Here is a 19,547-nt window from a genome sequence, read left to right on the forward strand (position 1 = left end):
CAATTAAGAATCATCCCTTCGTTATATCAGAAAATTTACTCTTTTAAGAATAAATCTCTTTTTTCGATGCGATTAGTGTGTTTTGTAATAGCGACACAATAGTCATTGGTCCTACTCCACCAGGTACTGGCGTGATAAAAGAACACTTAGGAGCAACTTCATCGAAATTAACATCGCCTATCAACTTCCAACCCGATTTTGTTTTATCAGATTTAATTCTGTGGATTCCCACATCAATAACAACAGCACCAGGTTTAACCATATCTCCAGTCAAGAATTCCGGCATACCAAGAGCGACGATTATAATATCAGCCTCTCGGGTAATCTCAGGTATATTCTTGGTACGACTATGGCAAAGTGTTACTGTACAATCGCCATGCGCAGCTTTACGAGACATCAACACACTCATTGGTGTACCAACAATATTACTACGGCCAATTACAACACAGTTTTTACCTGAAGTCTCAATCTTGTATCGCTTCAGTAGTTCAACAATACCGGCTGGTGTTGCTGGCAAGTAAGTTGGTAAAGTCGCAACCATTTTTCCCACATTCATAGGATGGAAACCGTCGACATCTTTCTCCGGACGAATTGTTTCAATAACTTTTGACTCAGAAATATGTTTTGGTAATGGCAACTGAACAATCAAACCATCGATTGAATCATCCTGATTCACCTTCTCAATTTCAGCCAAAAGCTCCGCTTCGGTAATTGTATCTTCAAATCGAAATTCTGAAGAATCAAACCCGACTTGATGACAAGCTTTTACTTTTGCTGCAACATAGGTTTCACTGGCACCATCATGTCCGACAATAATAGCCGCAAGATGTGGCTTTTTACCACCATTTTTAATAATCTCTTCAACTTCAGCAGCAATCTCCTGCTTCACCTCAGCCGAAATCTTTTTTCCATCGATTAATTCCATGACTATGTTTTGTATCTGTGATAAGTATTATACAGCTAAAATCTTTAGCTGAAAATCGTTATTGATATTTAAGAAAAAATGCCTGACCATTGAGTCAAGCATTTTAATATTTTGTCTATCGCTTTCTCATCGGAAGATTTCCCATCATTCGGGACATCTTACCGCCTTTCGACATCATTTTCATCAGTTTACGTGTTTCATCAAACTGCTTAATCAGTCGATTCACATCCTGAATATTGGAACCACTACCCGCTGCAATACGCTTACGACGTGATCCGTTCAATAAAGTTGGATTTTCACGTTCCAAAGGAGTCATCGAATAAATGATGGCCTCGATACCTTTAAATGCATCATCATCAATATCAATATTCTTAAGGGCTTTACCCACACCAGGAATCATTGATGCAAGATCCTTAAGATTACCCATTTTCTTAATTTGAGAAATCTGAGAAAGGAAATCGTTGAAATTGAACTGATTTTTAGCAATCTTCTTTTGCAGGTTACGTGCTTCATCTGCATCGAACTGCTCTTGTGCACGCTCAACAAGTGAAACAATATCACCCATACCTAAAATACGGTCAGCCATACGTGCCGGATGGAAAACATCCAAAGCTTCCATTTTCTCTCCCGTACCAACAAATTTGATAGGCTTATCGACAACCGAACGGATTGATAAGGCGGCTCCACCACGAGTATCACCATCAAGCTTGGTTAAAACAACACCATCAAAGTCCAAACGATCGTTAAACTCTTTTGCCGTATTTACGGCATCCTGACCTGTCATTGAGTCAACAACGAATAAAATTTCAGAAGGATTGATTGCTTTTTTAACAGCTTCAATCTCCTTCATCATTTCCTCGTCAACAGCTAAACGACCAGCCGTATCGACAATCACTAAATCGTGACCTTTTGCTTTAGCTTCCTTAATGGCAGCTTCAGCAATTTTCACAGGATTTTTATTATCCTTATCTGAATATACAGAAACGCCGATTTGCTCTCCTAAAACGTGCAACTGATCAATCGCAGCCGGACGATAAACGTCACCTGCAACCAACAATGGATTTTTTGAACGTTTGGTTTTAAGCAAGTTGGCTAACTTTCCTGAAAAAGTTGTTTTACCAGAACCCTGAAGACCAGCAATCAAAATGACAGCAGGATTTCCTTTGATATCAATATCAACATGCTCTCCCCCCATCAATTCAGCCAACTCATCGTGAACAATCTTCACCATCAATTGATTTGGCTTCAAAGAAGTCAATACATTCTGTCCTAATGCTTTTTCTTTTACTGTAGCAGTAAATGACTTGGCGATTTTAAAATTGACATCGGCATCAAGTAAAGCACGACGAACATCCTTTAAAGTTTCAGCTATATTTATTTCGGTGATCTTTCCATGTCCTTTCAACAACTGAAAGGACCGCTCAAGTCTTTCATTAAGATTTTCAAACATTGTATTTCCGGATTATTTTAGTTTCCTGCAAAAATAAAAAAATCTCTGTATTTGCTCTTATCAGAAAGCATCTTTTAATCAGATGCTTTTAATACGAAATGCAGATTTCTTATTTTTGATTCATTTGAATAAGTTAAAACCTCAATGAGCCTTGGCATAAAGAATCAAGACTCATTCTTATATTTATTAATAATGGAATCAGTTGGTAAACCAATTCCATTTATTTATTACATTCTTTCTGGCAAGCTAACCCCCAATAAACTCATACCCGATTTAATAATTTCTGCCACTTGCTTAGACAAAATAAAACGGAAATTTCTTAAATCTATGTCTTCCTCTTTATTCATAGGGAAGTCATGATAGAATTGGTTGTACTCCTTAGCTAAATCGTATACGTAATTCGAGATTAAAGCTGGACTTGTATCGCGACCAGCATCTTTCACTACGTTAGGGTAATTGGCCATTAACTGAATTAAGAATGACTCTTTTTCAGAAATATCCAAATTTTCCTTAGCTAATTCAGGAATCTCAATACCACCCTCAGCAGCCTTACGCAATACTGACTGAATACGAGTATAAGTATATTGAATAAATGGTCCTGTATTACCGTTGAAATCGATAGAATCCTTTGGATTAAACATCATATTCTTTTTAGGATCAACCTTCAGAATAAAATATTTCAAAGCACCCATCGCTACCTTATAATAAACATCCTCAGCTTCTTCTTTCGAATAACCTGAAAGTTTACCCAATTCTTCTGAGGTTTCACGAGCGGTATTCACCATCTCCTTCATCAAATCATCAGCATCAACAACGGTTCCTTCACGTGATTTCATTTTACCTTCAGGCAATTCAACCATTCCATACGATAAGTGCTTAATTTTATCGCTCCATTCGTATCCTAATTTTCCCATGATTAGAGAAAGAACCTGGAAATGATAATTTTGCTCATTTCCTACCACATAAATATGCTCATCAATATGGAATTCATTAAAACGCTCATATGCCGTTCCGATATCCTGAGTCATATAAACTGAAGTGCCATCATCACGAAGCAATAGTTTGTGATCCAAGCCATCCTCTTCCAGGTTGGCCCAAACTGATCCTGTTTCTTTCTGATACAAGACCCCTTCATCCAAACCTCGCATCACGATCGCTTTACCTTGCTTGTATGTATCCGATTCGAAATAAACCTTATCGAAATCAACCCCCATTGTTTTGTAAGTGATATCGAAACCAGCTAATACCCAATCGTTCATTTTACGCCATAAAGCAACTGTTTCTTCATCACCAGCTTCCCACTTCACAAGCATATCCTGAGCCTCTAGTAAAAGCGGTGCTTTTTTCTTCGCTTCGTCAGCATCCATCCCACCAGCAACTAGAGCTTCAACCTCTTTCTTATATTCCTGATCGAACTTTACGTAGTATTTTCCAACCAGATGATCGCCTTTTATGCCTGTTGATTCCGGAGTTTCTCCTTCACCAAAGCGTAACCAGGCTAACATCGACTTACAGATATGAATACCTCTATCGTTTACCAAATTTACTTTGATAACTTCATAACCATTCGCTTTTAAAATTTGAGCAACCGAATAACCTAATAAGTTATTTCTGATATGTCCCAAATGTAATGGCTTATTGGTATTAGGTGACGAATACTCAATCATCACTTTCTTTGCACCTTCAGTCATTGGAGTAAAACCGTAGTTTTCAATTTTAACAGCTTCGTTCAAAACTGAAAGCCAGTACGAATTATCGATAACCAAATTCAGGAATCCTTTTACAATATTAAATGAAGGAATGGCTTCGACATTTTCTTGTAAAAAATTTCCAAGATCGTTAGCAGTTTCTTCAGGTGATTTCTTAGAAAAGCGCAAAAATGGGAAAACAACAACCGTTAAATCTCCCTCAAACTCGCGTCGGGTCTTTTGAATTTGAACACTATCCTCTTCAACTTTCTGACCATAGCACGCACTTATGGCCTCTACTACTTTACCTTTAATAATACTTTCAATACTCATTTGGAAATTCTTTGTTCGGGGAACAACTAGAACTAAAAGCCTAACTTATTCCACCAGATGAAATTAAAAATGTTCGAATTTGAGTGCTCCAATATCTTATTTTGCAGATCATCCCTCATACTCGAATTTGCAAAGATAACATGAATTCCAAAAAAACATATTTTCAATCTCCAGAAATCTTGTAAAAATGACATATTTCAATTATATTCATTCAAATAAGTCTAACATTACAGAGACATGACTTTCAAAATACATGTTTCAAATATAAAACCCCTGCCCTATGAACATAAATTTAAACGGTCGTTGGCGCAATCAGTACAATTCAGAAATGAATTTAAAAATTGATGGTCAGGACATCACCGGAACATTCCAAACAGGAATCGGACTTCCAAATTTTGAAGAAAAATTCGAAGTTATTGGACGCGTAAAAGATAATGTCATTGCTTTTATGGTTGATTTCGGACACTACGGCTCTCTTGCCTGTTGGACAGGACGAGTTGAAGTGGACGATATTGGTGTGGTTATCCATTCTATGTATCACCTTTCGCAATCAGATGGTAGCGATGAAGAAAAAATGGCTAAAGCAATTATTACAGGTGTCGGGACTTTTAGAAAACCCTAATCCCTAAAATTAGTCGAATTTATCGTGTCTCAGAATTTGTCAACTATCCTAATATTTACAGGCATTCGAAGGAACGAATAGAATTATTATTCATTTAATTCACACCGTTTTAACCTTCTTTAACTTAGTTTTTTTTTACAAAATTAATTTAAGCCGTATGTTTGTAATAGTAAAACAAAATTGATTTCTCAAGATCAATTCTAGACTCTGAATCACATGAGTTTAGTCGTTTTCATAGGTTAGATTTAGGTTAGTAAGAAAAACTCAGGTGGGGACCTGAGTTTTTTTCGTTTATAGTAGTCTCATTTTAGAGCTCTACTCATACGATTTCACTTGTATTTCCTGAATGCGTTATTCTATTCAAAAAAAGGAACCCTTAACTTTCTTTAACTTGTATTGACTCCCATTAACTAAAGAAAGCTCTATGTTTGCAATGTAGAAACACAACTAATTTTTTCATAATTAGGCTAAGCTCTACTCCATAAAGCTTAGCAGTTTTTCATAGGTTAGATTTAGGTTAGTAAGAAAACTCAGGTGGGGACCTGAGTTTTTTCATTTCCCCCTATTCCATTTATATATCATTCCAGCCTACAGCCATAAATGAGTTTTCTAAAACACGATATTATCGCTCAAAACACCTATAAATTTAGTGCTTAACGTTCTTTAACTTGTGTTGACTCCCATTAACTAAAGAAAGCGCTATGTTTGTAGTGTTGAAACAAACTAACAATCCAAAGTTAGTTCTAAGCTTTAATCCAAAACAAGCTTAGTCAATTTTTTCATAGATTAGATTTAGGTTAGTAAGAAAAAACTCAGGTGGGGACCTGAGTTTTTTTTCGTTTATCCCATTCGCACTCTCTACATCTTTTAATCAACAGGATTATTTTAGACCGGAAAACACACTTCTTTTCAATCTTAACATCAATAAAAAATAAAAGCTTAACGTTCTTTAACTTGCGTTGACTCCCATTAACTAAAGAAAGCCCTACGTTTGTAGTGTTGAAACGAACTAACAATCCAAAGTTAGTTTCAGGCTTATTCCAAAAGAGCCTGTCAATTTTTTCATAGATTAGATTTAGGTTAGTAAGAAAAACTCAGGTGGGGACCTGAGTTTTTTTCGTTTTAAATAAAATCGAATCTTAAGCTAAAAATAATTTAGCTCTCCCTAAACTGAATGTTTAAATATTAACACAATGGTGAAATTTAAAATTAATTGTGAAAATATTTTTTACTTATCTAATTTTTCTCATCTTTGCAGCCATAAGATTAAAACATATGAACGCTAATTTTTCATTTATATATAAACAGATAAAACGCAATAAACACTATTGTGTTTCATTCGACGTAGAATAATGTGAAGCTTTCAAAAAGATAAAAAGCCTACAGATATTCTGCAGGCTTTTTTTGTGTTTGCATCTTGAAAATTAAGTTTGATTTTAAGGAAACCATAAATAAACCAGCCTTAAAATTAAATTCATCTAACTATTACCAAACAAAAACCATGAAAATCCTAAAATTTGGTGGCACCTCCGTAGGTTCGGCGCAACGCATTCAGAATCTTGCCCAAATTGTTCAGAACGAAGAACCATGCATTGTAGTCCTGTCAGCCATGGCAGGAACTACAAATGCCCTCGTTGAAATCACAGAGTTACTTTATAAGGGTGATAATGAGAACGCATTAATTAAAATTGAAGAGCTGGAACTTAGCTATTTCAAACGAATAGAAGAACTTTATACCAGTTCGGAATACTTAACCCAAGGAGTGGAATTAATACAATCTCACTTTGTATACATTAGAAACTTTGTGCACAAAACCTTTACTCAGCTTCAGGAAAAAGCGGTTTTGGCTCAAGGTGAGCTTATTTCAACGGCTATGTTCCACTACCATCTTGCCGAAAACAATATTGATTCCGTATTGCTTCCGGCACTAAACTTCATGAGAATAGATAAAGATGGTGAACCTGATAGCTATTATATTCAGGAAAATCTTAAAAGAGAAATTAGTCAATACCCTGACAACAATCTCTTTATCACCCAAGGTTATATTTGCCGAAATGCCTATGGTGAAGTTGACAATTTACACCGAGGAGGTAGCGACTATTCAGCATCACTTATTGGAGTTGCCGTTTCAGCTTCTGAAGTACAGATTTGGACAGATATTGATGGTTTCCACAATAACGATCCTCGTTTTGTTGAGAATACCAAAGCCATAAATGAATTGTCGTTTGATGAAGCTGCAGAGCTCGCCTATTTCGGAGCTAAAATTATGCACCCGGCAAGTGTCTTACCTTGTAAATTAAGTTCGATCCCGGTTCGCTTAAAAAACACATTAAATCCTTCAGAAGAAGGCACGCTGATTTCAAATAAACTCGAGCGAAAGCGCATTAAAGCAGTCGCAGCAAAGGACGGTATTACAGCCATTAAAATTAAGTCTGGTCGTATGCTTTTGGCCTATGGGTTTCTTCGAAAAGTCTTCGAAGTTTTTGAGATCTACAAAACGCCTATTGATATGATAACAACTTCAGAAGTTGCCGTTTCGCTGACTATAGACGATACCCGTAATCTTGAAGAAATAGAGAAAGAGCTAAGAAAATTTGGCATGGTTGAAATCGATGAAAATCAATCGATCATCTGCATCGTTGGCGATTTCATATCTGAAGCAGCCGGCTCTGCCAAATTGGTGCTTGAGGCATTAGAAGAAATCCCATTAAGGATGATTTCATACGGTGGAAGCAATCACAACATTTCTGTATTAGTTGATCAGGAAAACAAGATAGAGGCCTTGCAAGCATTAAACAAACTTTTTAATTAAGATCTCAAACTGTACAGGTATGATTAATTCATCAACATATAAGTATCTCAACGCTCAGGAGACACCTTTTTATTACTATGATCTGGATCTTCTAAAAGCGAGTTTAGCTAAAATAAAGGAAGAAGCTGCACGATACAATTACCATATTCACTACGCGATCAAAGCGAATGCGAACCCTAAAATCCTGTCATTGATTCAAGCTTACGGTTTTGGAGCTGATTGTGTCAGTGGCAATGAGATTAAGCGTTCTATTGAAAACAAATTCCCCACAGATCAGATTGTTTATGCTGGGGTTGGCAAATCTGACAAGGAAATTGAGATGGCTCTTGAAGCCAATATTTTCTGTTTCAATTGTGAATCGATTCCTGAAATTGAAGTCATCAATGAGATTGCAAAATCGAAAAATAAGGTTGCTAAAATTGCTTTACGAATTAACCCAAATGTTAATGCCAATACACACCATTACATCACAACGGGCATAGCCGAAAATAAATTCGGAATAAACCCCTGGGAATTTGATCAGATTCTGGAATTATTAAACGAACTTAAAAATATTCAACTAATTGGTTTACATTTTCATATCGGATCTCAAATTGTCGATTTAAGTGTTTTTAAAAGCTTATGTTTACGTATTAATGAAATTCAAAACTGGTTTCTCGAACATCAAATTATTGTTGATCATATTAATGTTGGAGGAGGATTTGGTATCAACTATCACAAACCTGATGAAGAACCGATTCCTGATTTCAAAAACTACTTTGCCATTTTCAATGAATTTCTGAATTTAAAAGCCAATCAGAACGTTCATTTTGAATTGGGACGATCAATCGTTGGTCAATGCGGCAGTTTAATATCACGTGTTTTATATGTGAAAAATGGAATCAATACCAATTTTGCAATTCTTGATGCAGGTATGACAGAGCTATTGCGTCCAGCCCTTTACCAAGCCTTTCATAAAATCGAAAATTTAAGTTCAACAGACGAACATGAAAACTATGATGTGGTAGGACCAATTTGTGAATCTTCGGATTGTTTTGGCAAAGCAGTTTCTCTTCCCAAAACCAAACGAAATGATTTGATTGCCATTCGCTCTGCAGGTGCCTATGGCGAGGTTATGGCTTCGAATTACAACCTTAGACAGACTGCAAAATCATTTTTTTCTGACGATATGTAAATTTCAAACAATCTCATTATCTGAAGACTACAAACAAACTGGAACGATTGAAATCTAAAAATCAATCTTCCGGATTTGGATATTAAATTTTTAATTTGATACATTTGTCAAAATAAAACAAGATAAACCATGAACGCTTCAGTTTGCAAATTTTGGTGGTGGCACAATACTAATCTCTCAAATACCCTGAGCAGAAACGTCCGCCCTATATGCAAAATTTAAGCTTCTAAAAAGATAATAACTGCACATAAAGCGACCTACTGATTTCTCAGTAGGTCGCTTTTTTTTATCCCAAAATTTAAAAACCATGATTCAATTTAAACACCATAAAAAAGAAATGTTAGCTGATCTTATTACTCCGGTAAGTATCTACCTAAAACTCCGCGATCGGTTTCCTCAAAGCATTCTTCTGGAAAGTTCCGATTATCATAGCCCTGAAAATGCCAGCTCCTTTATTGCGCTTGAACCCATTGTCAATATCAGTTTGAAAAACAATGTCCTAATTGAAACTATAGGGTCTGAAAGAAAGGAAACATGCATCAATAATCGACCGATTGGATTTGTTGCGGATCAACTTGAGGCATTTGTTAAGCAATTCGATTTGGAAGATAAAGCTGAAATAAATAAGGCAAACGCTCTTTTTGGCTACACCTCTTTTGATGCCGTTCCGGCATTTGAAAGTTTAAACTTTGCGAAGAAATCGGGAGTCGAAATACCTCAGCTCTCCTACTCTCTTTATCGATTTATAATCGAAGTGAATCATTTTAACAACACGCTTTCAATTGTTGAGCTGACACAAAATGGTGAAAATTCCAGAATCAAAGAGATTGAAGATTTATTAAGAAATCACAATATTCCAAGCTTCAAATTCAGCTTGAAAGAAGAAAAGGAAAAATCGAACATGAGCGATCAGGATTATCTGGGCATGGTTGAAAAAGGGATTAAGCATTGTCAACGAGGTGATGTTTTCCAAATCGTACTTTCTCGTTCATTTTCACAAAGCTATCAAGGTGATGATTTTAATCTGTACAGGGCTTTACGCTCGGTTAATCCATCGCCCTATCTATTCTATTTCGATTGTGGATCCTTCCGCATTATGGGCTCCTCGCCTGAGGCTCAAATCGAAGTGAAAAATAACAAAGCTTATATCCATCCAATTGCGGGTACATTCCGTAGATCGGGAGATGCTTTGCAGGATATTGAACTAGCCAAGCAGTTGGAAGCCGATGAAAAAGAGCAAAGCGAGCATGTCATGTTGGTCGACCTGGCCAGAAATGATTTGAGTCGAAATGCATCCAACATCAAGATTGAAACCTTTCGTGAGGTTCAATTCTACTCACACGTCATTCATTTGGTTTCAAAGGTTTCAGGTGAATTACCCCAAGATTACAACACCTTCGACTTGATAGGCAACACATTTCCTGCCGGAACGCTCTCTGGTGCCCCCAAATACAAAGCCATGGAATTGATTGATAAGTACGAACCTACCCAACGAGGTTTTTATGGAGGCTGTATTGGTTCTATTGGTTTCAATGGTGAAGTCAATCAGGCTATTATGATTCGGACTTTCCTTAGCAAAGACAACACGCTGTATTATCAAGCAGGTGCCGGAATTGTCGAAAAATCGAAAGCTGAAAGCGAGCTGAATGAAGTCGATAATAAATTGGCAGCCCTAAGAAAAGCATTAAAAATTGCAGAAAGTATTGGTAAATAAACACGTCACACATCGACAACGCTCAGTAACCCCAAAAACAACATCATGAAAATATTAGTCTTAGATAATTACGATTCATTCACCTACAATTTGGTTGAATATTTACGCCAATTAAATCCTGGTGAAATCGATATCCGTCGGAATAAAGAAATTGAATTGAGTGAAATCGAACCATACGAAAAGATTTTGCTTTCACCAGGTCCCGGTATACCAGACGAAGCCGGTATTCTGAAAGATTTAATTAAAAAATATGCTCCAACAAAATCGATACTCGGCATTTGCTTAGGCCATCAAGCCATTGCAGAAATTTTTGGAGCCAAACTCGAAAATCCAGCCAAAGTATACCACGGACTAGCATCAGACATGATTCGGTGCAGCAACAAATCCAAAATTCTAAATGGGATTCCAAACAAATTTAAAGCCGGGCGATATCATTCATGGAATGTATCAAAACGGGGATTACCCGATTGTTTAGAAATAACTTGCACCGATGATGAAGGGATGATAATGGGCTTGCGCCATAAACAATTCGATGTCGAAGGCATCCAATTCCATCCCGAATCGATTTTAACGCCTCAAGGTCTTCAGATGATTATGAATTGGTTGAAAGATGATTAATCAAAATACAATTCATCCAGTCACCATTAAAATAAAATCAAAATGAAAAACTTATTACATTATTTGTTCAAATATAAAACCCTCACGAAGCAAGAAGCTGAAGAGGTGCTCATACACATAACAAAAGGAAAATACAATGAAGCCCAAATCATTGCTTTTCTAACTGTATTTCAAATGAGAAGCATTACAGTTGAAGAACTCACTGGCTTTAGAAATGCTTTACTAAAAATGGCAATCCCTGTAGATCTATCCGATTACAATTGTATTGACCTTTGCGGAACGGGTGGCGACACAAAAAACACCTTTAACATCTCAACCTTAGCCTCATTTATTGTAGCTGGTGCAGGTGAGATGGTTTGTAAACACGGGAACTATAGTGTCTCTTCTTTTTGTGGATCATCCAATGTAATCGAATACTTAGGCTACGAATTCAAAAACACCGAAGAGGAATTAAAAACGGATTTGGAACGCTCCGGCATCTGCTTTTTGCACGCGCCTCGCTTTAACCCAGCAATGAAAAACGTAGCATCTATCAGAAAAGATTTAGGCATTCGGACTTTTTTCAATATGCTCGGCCCTTTGGTGAATCCAGCCCAACCTAAGAACCAAATTGTTGGGGTTTACGATTTGGAATTGGCTCGTCTGTATCAATATCTTTTGCAAGAAACAAATTCCAATTACACCATAATACACAATATTGATGGTTACGATGAAATTGCTCTCACCGATAAAGTCAAACTTATTTCGAATAAGCGAGAAGAGATTCTCAGCCCACATGATTTAGGCTTTAAAACCCTAACTCCCCAAGAATTATATGGTGGACAATCAGTTGAGGAAGCTGCCAAACTCTTCGTGAATATCCTTAAAGGCAAAGGTAGTGAAGCTCAAAACACTGTTTGTATTGCAAATGCAGGTATTGCCATCCATTGCATGCACCCAGAACTATCAAGAGATGACGCGATGGATAGAGCCAGAGTTTCTCTTGAATCAGGGAAAGCGCTGGCATCGCTCAAAAGACTCTTAAAAACGGAAGTTCAATATTTATAAATAAGAATCATGCACGACATTCTACAAACTATAGTTGAGCAAAAACACAAGGAAGTTGAGTTTTTGCAATCACAATACAGCATTGCTGACTTGAAACAGCAAAAACACTTTCAACGAGCCTGTTATTCCGCAAAATCAGCCATTAACAAAGAAAAAGCCTCGGGAATTATCGCTGAATTTAAAAGACAATCGCCAAAGAAAGGCCCCATTAATCCCAATGCAAATATCAAACCTGTACTTGAATCCTATCAACAAGCAAATGCTTCTGTGATTTCTGTTTTAACGGATAAATATTTCTTTGGGGCAAAAGATTCCGATTTTGAAAATGCAAGGGCTTGCTTAAGCATACCGCTTCTGCGAAAAGATTTTCTGGTTCATCCCTATCAGGTTTACCAGAGCAAAGCCATGGGCGCTGATCTTATTTTATTGATCGCTGCAATTCTCACTATCGATGAAGTTAAGACAATGAGTCAATTGGCAAAAGAACTAGGCATGGAGGTGCTTCTTGAAATTCATGATGAATCAGAGTTAAATCATATCAATTCGCATATTGATTTGGTTGGTATCAACAATCGCAACCTGAAAGATTTCTCAGTAGATCTTAATCATTCGATCAAATTATCTGAGCAAATCCCCGACAGTTTTATAAAAGTGGCTGAAAGCGGCATCTCAGGAACTGAAGACATTCAATTCCTGAAGACGAATGGCTTTCAGGCTTTTCTCATTGGCGAGTATTTTATGAAACATGAGCATCCGGGACAAGCCTGTTCCGATTTAATCATGCAAATCAGTAAAAAAGATAAATCATGCAAATAAAAGTTTGTGGACTAAGAAGTCCTGAAAATATAGAACAAATTTCAACGCTTGATGTCGACTTTATGGGCTTTATATTCTTTAAACGATCGAAGCGCTTTGTTAGTAATAGCCTAAACAAAAACATTATAAATGAAATTCCCAGTCACATTAAAAAAGTAGCTGTTTTTGTTAACGAACGATCAGAGGATGTTTTATGGACACTAAAAGACTACGAATACGGTTTCGACTACATTCAATGTCATGGCGATGAAACACCTGACTACTGCAAAGATCTGAGGGATCTGGGTTTTGGAGTCATTAAGGCGTTTCAAATGGATGAAGAATTTAATTTTGATCAGCTGGATTCCTATAAGGATGCAGTTGACTATTATCTATTCGACACCTCATCTAAACATTACGGGGGAAGTGGTCAAAAATTCGACTGGTCGCTTCTCAAAAAATACAAAGGGAATAAGCCATTCTTTTTAAGTGGCGGAATTAAGCCTGAAGATGTAAATCAAGTGCAAAACATTTCTCACCCTCAACTTTTGGCCATCGATATTAATTCAGGTTTTGAAAATGAACCGGGCTTAAAGAACAGCAAATTGATCGAAACATTCAGCGAAAAACTAAAACAGCATTCATAACCAGCAATACCAGATAACATGAATTATCAAATCGACAATAAAGGCTTCTATGGTAAATTTGGAGGCGCGTACATCCCCGAATTATTACGTAAGAATGTAGATGAACTCCAGGCAGTTTATCTTGATATTTTAGAATCCAAAGATTTTAAAAACGAATATGCACGTCTGCTTGACAACTACGTAGGACGACCGACCCCATTGACTTTTGCAAAAAATCTATCTACCAAATATCAAACCCAGGTTTATTTAAAACGCGAAGATCTGAACCACACAGGTGCACACAAAATCAATAATACAATTGGTCAGATTCTGTTGGCTAAGCATTTAGGAAAAAAACGAATTATTGCTGAGACAGGTGCCGGACAGCATGGTGTTGCAACAGCAACGGTTTGTGCTCTTTTCGGGTTGGAATGTGTCGTGCATATGGGAGCTCTTGATGTAGAAAGACAAGCACCCAATGTCGCACGAATGAAGATGCTTGGCGCTAAAGTTATCCCTGCAACCTCCGGCAACCAAACCCTAAAGGATGCAACCAACGAAGCCATTCGCGATTGGATCGCCAATCCACACTCCTTTTATCTGATCGGTTCGGTTGTGGGCCCCCATCCCTACCCCGATATTGTCAGTCGTTTGCAATCTATTATTTCTGAAGAAATCAGAGTGCAATTGAAAAAGGAGCAGAATAATCCAAATCCAAACTATGTGATTGCCTGTGTGGGTGGCGGCAGTAATGCGGCTGGTGCATTCTATCATTTTCTGAATGAGAACGAAGTAAACCTTGTAGCTGTTGAAGCGGCTGGAAAAGGTATCGATTCATCTGAAACGGCAGCAACTATTACCATTGGAACCACAGGCTTTATTCATGGAAGTAAAACCTTGCTTATGCAAGATAATGATGGTCAGATTGTCGAACCTTACTCCATATCAGCAGGTTTGGATTACCCCGGAGTGGGTCCCTTGCATGCCCATTTGGCTGAGAGTGGTCGTACGACCTATTTGGCTGCAACTGATGGTGAAGCCTTAAGTGCCGCTAAAACATTAGCCCTGAACGAAGGTATTATTCCGGCACTTGAATCGGCACATGCATTGGCAGCACTCGACAAAATACAATTCAAAAAAGATGATACCGTCGTCGTGATTGTATCTGGTCGTGGCGACAAGGATATGGAAACGTATATAGCACATCTTTAAATTAATAATTATGAATTTAGAATTATGAGTTAAAACGAAAAAACAAAATAACATACTCCGAATTCGCACAGAAACTATACTTCGACAACGCTCAGTAACCACCACATCATCTCATCATCAAATCAACTCATTATCCCATGAACAGAATAGACAATTTATTCCTAAATAAGAAACAAGATATCCTATCCATCTATTTTCCTGCCGGATATCCGAACCTAAACGACACTGTATCCAACCTGGAATTACTGCAGAAAAATGGCGCGGATATGGTGGAAATTGGCATCCCCTTTTCTGATCCTTTGGCAGATGGATCAGCCATACAAGCCGCCTCGAAGCAAGCCCTGGACAATGGCATGAAACTCAGCCTGCTTTTTGAACAGCTATGTTCTATTCGAAAAACCATCAACATTCCCCTATTGTTGATGGGCTATTGGAACACTATTTACTGTTATGGAGTCGAGTCTTTCCTTCAGGATTGTCAAAAAGTGGGCATCGATGGACTTATCATCCCCGATCTGCCTTTGGAAGAATTCGAGGAACATTACAAGGCCGACTTTCACAAATATGGCATCTATAATGTTCTGCTGGCTTGCCCGGAAACTAACGAAGATCGCTTACAACGCCTAGCCAATGCCAGTCAGGGCTTCCTTTATTTGGTCTCATCATCGGCAACGACAGGTGGCAGCCTAAAAATTGACAAAAAACAAGAGGCGTATTTCGACCGAATTAAGACGATTGAGACACCCAGCCTTATCGGATTTGGGATCAGTAATAAAGAAAGTTTCGAATATGCCTGCCAATTTGCCAATGGTGCGATTGTAGGGACTGCCTTTGTTAAAGCTCTGAAAAAAAATGAAGCAGAAGAATTTATAAGAGGCTTAATCTAAATATGGATGACATTTAGAAACAAAAAAGCGCAGTAATGAACTGCGCCTTTTTAATTTCTCAAACAACATCTTATCTACAGTCGTTTTAAACGGATTTTAAAATCACCATGTGGCATAAGTTTCAACCACAATCGCTCTATATAGGCAAAGAATTTTCTGAAAAAATCAGCATATAGAGTCAAATAGAAAAAGGCCGTTGTCAGCCAGATAAATATAAGATTGAACCAAAAAGTCTCTATCAAATAATTGCCAACACGTTTTTCTGCGGCATAAAAATGGGCACGTCCCATTTTATTCTTAGGAGATTTAAACACCGGATCTTTTAGCTGAACCAGTTCATTTTTATATTCAGTCAGTTTATTCAATTCACGCTTATTAAGCACGACTTTCTCTATCGCATTGTTATGATATTTCTGCTTAAAATCAAACAGCTCTTCAAAACTACCATACTCTTCAAGCAAATTATTGTAAACGTTATCCCGCTCATTAGAAGCCCTCGAATAATAGCCCCATGACAATTGCTGTAAATCATCTAACCACTGATTTACGGAGTCAGCATTCATGATTGAAATATCTTTAGGGAGGGTCTCAAGGCGAGACAGTTTAGAAAACTCATTCCGAAGTAATGTCAGCTCCTTCGCCTTTTCAGTCTTTGCTTTTGCATGACGGATGTAAGCTTTGTAACGCTGCGACAATTCAGGAATAAGAAAAGACGCATTATAAGAGGCTTCACTCATCTCTTTTTCTAAATCAAAAAATTGTTTCTCAAACTCATTCTGACTAAACTGTTCAACCATTAAAGCCTCATAAGCCCATCTTGAGGTCATCAAATCGCCACAAACTGGCACATATTTTTGAGTTGTAATGCTAGGATGTAACTTGTTATAACTCACAATAACACCCGAAAATAACAGTTGAGGAACCAGAATAAAAGGTATGGAAACATAAACAGCCACCACTGAATTCAATGACGCAGATAGGTTTAAACCAATAAGATTTGCACAGGCAGACACCGTGTACAACATCAACCAATACTCGAAATTCAACCCTTTTATTTCCAATATCGAATTGGCTATAATCACAAAAAAGAAACTCTGAATGGCTGAAATTCCAAGCATAACAAGAACTTTGGAATTGATGTAACTCAAACGACTCAAATTCAAAAAGGATTCACGTTTGATTATTCGCCTGTCGTGCAATATCTCCTCAGCTGAAATGATTAAGCCAAGAAAAAGAGCGACCACTACCGCCATAAAAATATAAGAAGGTAAATTTTCATTTTTTGCAAAAATATAGGCCGTAGGATCATCTTCGGTCCCGCTAATATACTTGGTGAAATAACCCAATATCACCGCCAATAAGGGGGCTTCCAATAGGGTTATCATCATGTATTGAACGTTACTCAATTTCGCGTTGATATCACGAGACAGGTAAATTTTAAGCTGTTGTAATCGTTCGGGAATTTTAAAATAGTTCTCGGGTAAGTTTGTCTTTCGTTTAGGGGCAGCAATTTTCTTTTTACTTTCAATTTCTTCCTTATACAAAGCATACCAGTCCTCAGGATCGCGTTTACGCTTACGAATCTGTCTGCCATATTCGTTCATCATTTTTGTCTCAATAATTTTGAGAATCTGCTCCGAACTCACATTACCGCATGATAAACATTCACTCTCTTCGGCATTCACAAAATGGCTTTGTGTTTTAAAATAAACGATGGCTTCAACCGGGTTTCCTGAATAGATCACACGTCCCCCCTGGTCCAGGATAATCAAAACATCCAACAACTTAAAAATATCTGAGGATGGCTGATGGATATTACACATCACCAAGCGTCCTCTCAAAGTTTGACGTTTCAATAAAAGCATTACTTTTTCCGAGTCCATACTCGACAAACCTGAAGTTGGCTCATCCACAAAAAGAACCGAAGGACGACGCATCATCTCCAAAGCAATATTCAATCGCTTACGCTGGCCTCCACTTAAAATCTTATTGATGGGATCGCCCACTTTTAGATCGCGGGCCTCAACCAAATCGAACTTCTCCAGCGTATCCTCAATCAAATCGTTGATCGCAGTTTCAGTAATATTGTCGAAACACAGTTTCGCGTTATAATACAGGTTTTCAACGACTGTAAGCTCTTCAAGCAATAAATCTTCCTGAGGCACATAACCAATAATTCCAGCAAGCTTTTCTTTCTCTTTATGCAAATCGTAACCATTGATCCAGATATTTCCAGAATTCAATGGTAAGTTTCCATTCAAAACATTAAGAAGAGTGGATTTACCTGTTCCACTGCCCCCCATTATTCCAATCAATTGGCCGGATTGTGCTTTAAAACTAAAGGGATGCACACCATTATCAGTTCCTTTAAACTTAAACTCAATATCCTTTGCAACAAGATTTATAAGTGAACGATGCTTCCCTTCAATAAACTCAGAAACAACTTGAGAATAATAGATCGGATCGATACGAGGCGAACGAATTACGGAACCAAAAGTGATAATATAACTTCGGTCAACCTTGATATTATGCCCATTCAGGAACAGATTATATTCTCCAAAGTACTTGATCAAATATGTATTGGTACTCTTTATTCGAAGAACAAAAACACGACCTCGAAGTTTGGGTTCGTAAATGTGTTTTACCTTCTCATCCTTAAAATCCTCATTACTATCAATCAATAAGATATGATCGTTGAATGGGATGGAATATTCGTCACCTAAAATAAACTGTTTGGCGTAATCAAACTCTTCTTCAGAAATTTTAAATGCAATGGCAACTGTGTGAACATACTCAAGAATTTCTTCTCCTACAAATTCAGAATCATCAATAAACTCAAGCAATTGAAGCATGATCCAAACTTTTTGTTCCTGATCCACCTCCTCCAACAAACTCAGACAAACTTCAGTCAGTTGCTTATGCTTGGTCTGAATGTAATCCAAATTCTCGTTATCGTAATAGGATGCCTTCAAATAGGTGTCAAAATCACTTAAATAACGTTCCTGCCATTCTTTATTGAACCTGGTTTCAAGGTAATGAGCCACAACATCACGGGCTGCTAATTCAAAACCTTGTTTTTGCTCATCAACAATAATGGCAAACAATTTCATCAGAGCATTTAAAACAGATTCATTCATTCTTCGTTTTTAGGGAGATTAGGTTGATTTATTTGCAAGAGCTCTAATTTAAAAAATATAATAGAGATTCCTCACCAAAGGACTTTAGGAATTTGCAAAGCTAAAGAAAAAAGAGAGGCTTCATACAAACCTAACTATCAAGTTAAATAGAAACTTATGATGCAAACGTTTCCATGAAATTATTTTATTTTTTTCTTGTCAGATAAAAAAATACCTCCTACATTGCACGCATCAAATAAGACAACATGACTGTATTAAATTCATATTTCTGGTTCTATTTTTACTTTATCAACTGATAGAGCGGAACCTTATATGTATATACTACACACAATATTCTGAGGCTTCGCATAATGCGAAGCCTTTTTTTTTCACTCAAAATTCAATACAAAAAGATGAATACATCAATGTCATATAACTATTTCTTTTATTTCTGGTTCTTCTATTTTAGAAGCGATCCGAGACCTTATGACATCATCTGAACAAAAAAATAACAGAATAGTATGCAAA

At 37.2% G+C, this 19,547-nt stretch carries 14 protein-coding genes; 10 read left to right on the forward strand and 4 right to left on the reverse strand.

Going from position 1 to position 19,547, the window contains the following annotated elements; all coding sequences use genetic code 11:
* Positions 1 to 43: 43 nt before the first annotated feature.
* The 3 genes from folD to argS form a co-directional block, all read right to left on the reverse strand.
* A complete protein-coding gene (gene folD, locus EV201_RS05700) occupies positions 44 to 925 on the reverse strand; it encodes a bifunctional methylenetetrahydrofolate dehydrogenase/methenyltetrahydrofolate cyclohydrolase FolD (protein WP_130306454.1) in 882 nt (293 codons plus the stop codon).
* A 115-nt stretch (positions 926 to 1,040) separates the two neighbouring features.
* A complete protein-coding gene (gene ffh / locus EV201_RS05705; protein WP_130306456.1) occupies positions 1,041 to 2,375 on the reverse strand; it encodes a signal recognition particle protein in 1,335 nt (444 codons plus the stop codon).
* A 227-nt stretch (positions 2,376 to 2,602) separates the two neighbouring features.
* Positions 2,603 to 4,396 carry an arginine--tRNA ligase gene (argS, locus tag EV201_RS05710; RefSeq protein ID WP_130306458.1) on the reverse strand — a complete coding sequence of 598 codons (1,794 nt, stop codon included), beginning with the start codon at positions 4,394 to 4,396 and terminating at the stop codon, positions 2,603 to 2,605.
* A 280-nt stretch (positions 4,397 to 4,676) separates the two neighbouring features.
* Between argS and EV201_RS05715 the strand changes: the two genes are divergently transcribed.
* The 10 genes from EV201_RS05715 to trpA all read left to right on the forward strand — a co-directional run bounded on the left by EV201_RS05715 (position 4,677) and on the right by trpA (position 15,903).
* Positions 4,677 to 5,018 carry an avidin/streptavidin family protein gene (locus EV201_RS05715; RefSeq protein WP_130306460.1) on the forward strand — a complete coding sequence of 114 codons (342 nt, stop codon included), beginning with the start codon at positions 4,677 to 4,679 and terminating at the stop codon, positions 5,016 to 5,018.
* A 1,501-nt stretch (positions 5,019 to 6,519) separates the two neighbouring features.
* On the forward strand, positions 6,520 to 7,830 hold the full coding sequence (locus tag EV201_RS05720; RefSeq protein WP_130306462.1) for an aspartate kinase: 1,311 nt from the start codon (positions 6,520 to 6,522) through the stop codon (positions 7,828 to 7,830).
* Between the two features lie 19 nt (positions 7,831 to 7,849).
* On the forward strand, positions 7,850 to 9,004 hold the full coding sequence (gene lysA, locus EV201_RS05725; RefSeq protein ID WP_130306463.1) for a diaminopimelate decarboxylase: 1,155 nt from the start codon (positions 7,850 to 7,852) through the stop codon (positions 9,002 to 9,004).
* Between the two features lie 307 nt (positions 9,005 to 9,311).
* Positions 9,312 to 10,718, forward strand: coding sequence for an anthranilate synthase component I family protein (locus EV201_RS05730; protein ID WP_130306465.1), 1,407 nt, complete (start codon positions 9,312 to 9,314; stop codon positions 10,716 to 10,718).
* A 45-nt stretch (positions 10,719 to 10,763) separates the two neighbouring features.
* A complete protein-coding gene (locus EV201_RS05735; RefSeq protein ID WP_130306467.1) occupies positions 10,764 to 11,336 on the forward strand; it encodes an anthranilate synthase component II in 573 nt (190 codons plus the stop codon).
* A gap of 42 nt (positions 11,337 to 11,378) precedes the next feature.
* Positions 11,379 to 12,383, forward strand: a complete 1,005-nt coding sequence (gene trpD, locus EV201_RS05740) for an anthranilate phosphoribosyltransferase (RefSeq protein ID WP_130306469.1) — start codon at positions 11,379 to 11,381, stop codon at positions 12,381 to 12,383.
* A 9-nt stretch (positions 12,384 to 12,392) separates the two neighbouring features.
* On the forward strand, positions 12,393 to 13,199 hold the full coding sequence (gene trpC, locus EV201_RS05745) for an indole-3-glycerol phosphate synthase TrpC (protein WP_130306471.1): 807 nt from the start codon (positions 12,393 to 12,395) through the stop codon (positions 13,197 to 13,199).
* Positions 13,190 to 13,825, forward strand: coding sequence for a phosphoribosylanthranilate isomerase (locus EV201_RS05750; protein WP_130306473.1), 636 nt, complete (start codon positions 13,190 to 13,192; stop codon positions 13,823 to 13,825). Before trpC ends, EV201_RS05750 begins: the two co-directional genes overlap by 10 nt.
* Before the next feature lie 18 nt (positions 13,826 to 13,843).
* Complete coding sequence (gene trpB / locus EV201_RS05755; protein WP_130306475.1) at positions 13,844 to 15,016, forward strand: tryptophan synthase subunit beta; 1,173 nt, start codon at positions 13,844 to 13,846, stop codon at positions 15,014 to 15,016.
* Positions 15,017 to 15,153: 137 nt separating this feature from the next.
* Positions 15,154 to 15,903: a tryptophan synthase subunit alpha gene (trpA, locus tag EV201_RS05760; RefSeq protein WP_130306477.1), complete on the forward strand. Its 750-nt coding sequence runs from the start codon at positions 15,154 to 15,156 to the stop codon at positions 15,901 to 15,903.
* Between the two features lie 74 nt (positions 15,904 to 15,977).
* On the opposite strand, the gene EV201_RS05765 is transcribed toward trpA, so the two are convergent.
* Positions 15,978 to 19,040: an ATP-binding cassette domain-containing protein gene (locus tag EV201_RS05765; RefSeq protein WP_130306479.1), complete on the reverse strand. Its 3,063-nt coding sequence runs from the start codon at positions 19,038 to 19,040 to the stop codon at positions 15,978 to 15,980.
* Positions 19,041 to 19,547: the final 507 nt, after the last annotated feature.

Origin of the sequence: Ancylomarina subtilis (assembly GCF_004217115.1) — a bacterium.
Classification (GTDB): Bacteria; Bacteroidota; Bacteroidia; order Bacteroidales; family Marinifilaceae; genus Ancylomarina; species Ancylomarina subtilis.

Bases quoted from the DNA above. Each gene is read 5' to 3' on its own strand.
- folD (WP_130306454.1), bottom strand. From the start codon at position 925: ATGGAATTAATCGATGGAAAAAAGATTTCGGCTGAGGTGAAGCAGGAG.
- lysA (WP_130306463.1), top strand. From the start codon at position 7,850: ATGATTAATTCATCAACATATAAGTATCTCAACGCTCAGGAGACACCT.
- trpD (WP_130306469.1), top strand. From the start codon at position 11,379: ATGAAAAACTTATTACATTATTTGTTCAAATATAAAACCCTCACGAAG.
- trpB (WP_130306475.1), top strand. From the start codon at position 13,844: ATGAATTATCAAATCGACAATAAAGGCTTCTATGGTAAATTTGGAGGC.
- EV201_RS05730 (WP_130306465.1), top strand. From the start codon at position 9,312: ATGATTCAATTTAAACACCATAAAAAAGAAATGTTAGCTGATCTTATT.
- EV201_RS05720 (WP_130306462.1), top strand. From the start codon at position 6,520: ATGAAAATCCTAAAATTTGGTGGCACCTCCGTAGGTTCGGCGCAACGC.
- EV201_RS05765 (WP_130306479.1), bottom strand. From the start codon at position 19,040: ATGAATGAATCTGTTTTAAATGCTCTGATGAAATTGTTTGCCATTATT.
- ffh (WP_130306456.1), bottom strand. From the start codon at position 2,375: ATGTTTGAAAATCTTAATGAAAGACTTGAGCGGTCCTTTCAGTTGTTG.
- EV201_RS05735 (WP_130306467.1), top strand. From the start codon at position 10,764: ATGAAAATATTAGTCTTAGATAATTACGATTCATTCACCTACAATTTG.
- EV201_RS05715 (WP_130306460.1), top strand. From the start codon at position 4,677: ATGAACATAAATTTAAACGGTCGTTGGCGCAATCAGTACAATTCAGAA.
- EV201_RS05750 (WP_130306473.1), top strand. From the start codon at position 13,190: ATGCAAATAAAAGTTTGTGGACTAAGAAGTCCTGAAAATATAGAACAA.
- trpC (WP_130306471.1), top strand. From the start codon at position 12,393: ATGCACGACATTCTACAAACTATAGTTGAGCAAAAACACAAGGAAGTT.
- trpA (WP_130306477.1), top strand. From the start codon at position 15,154: ATGAACAGAATAGACAATTTATTCCTAAATAAGAAACAAGATATCCTA.
- argS (WP_130306458.1), bottom strand. From the start codon at position 4,396: ATGAGTATTGAAAGTATTATTAAAGGTAAAGTAGTAGAGGCCATAAGT.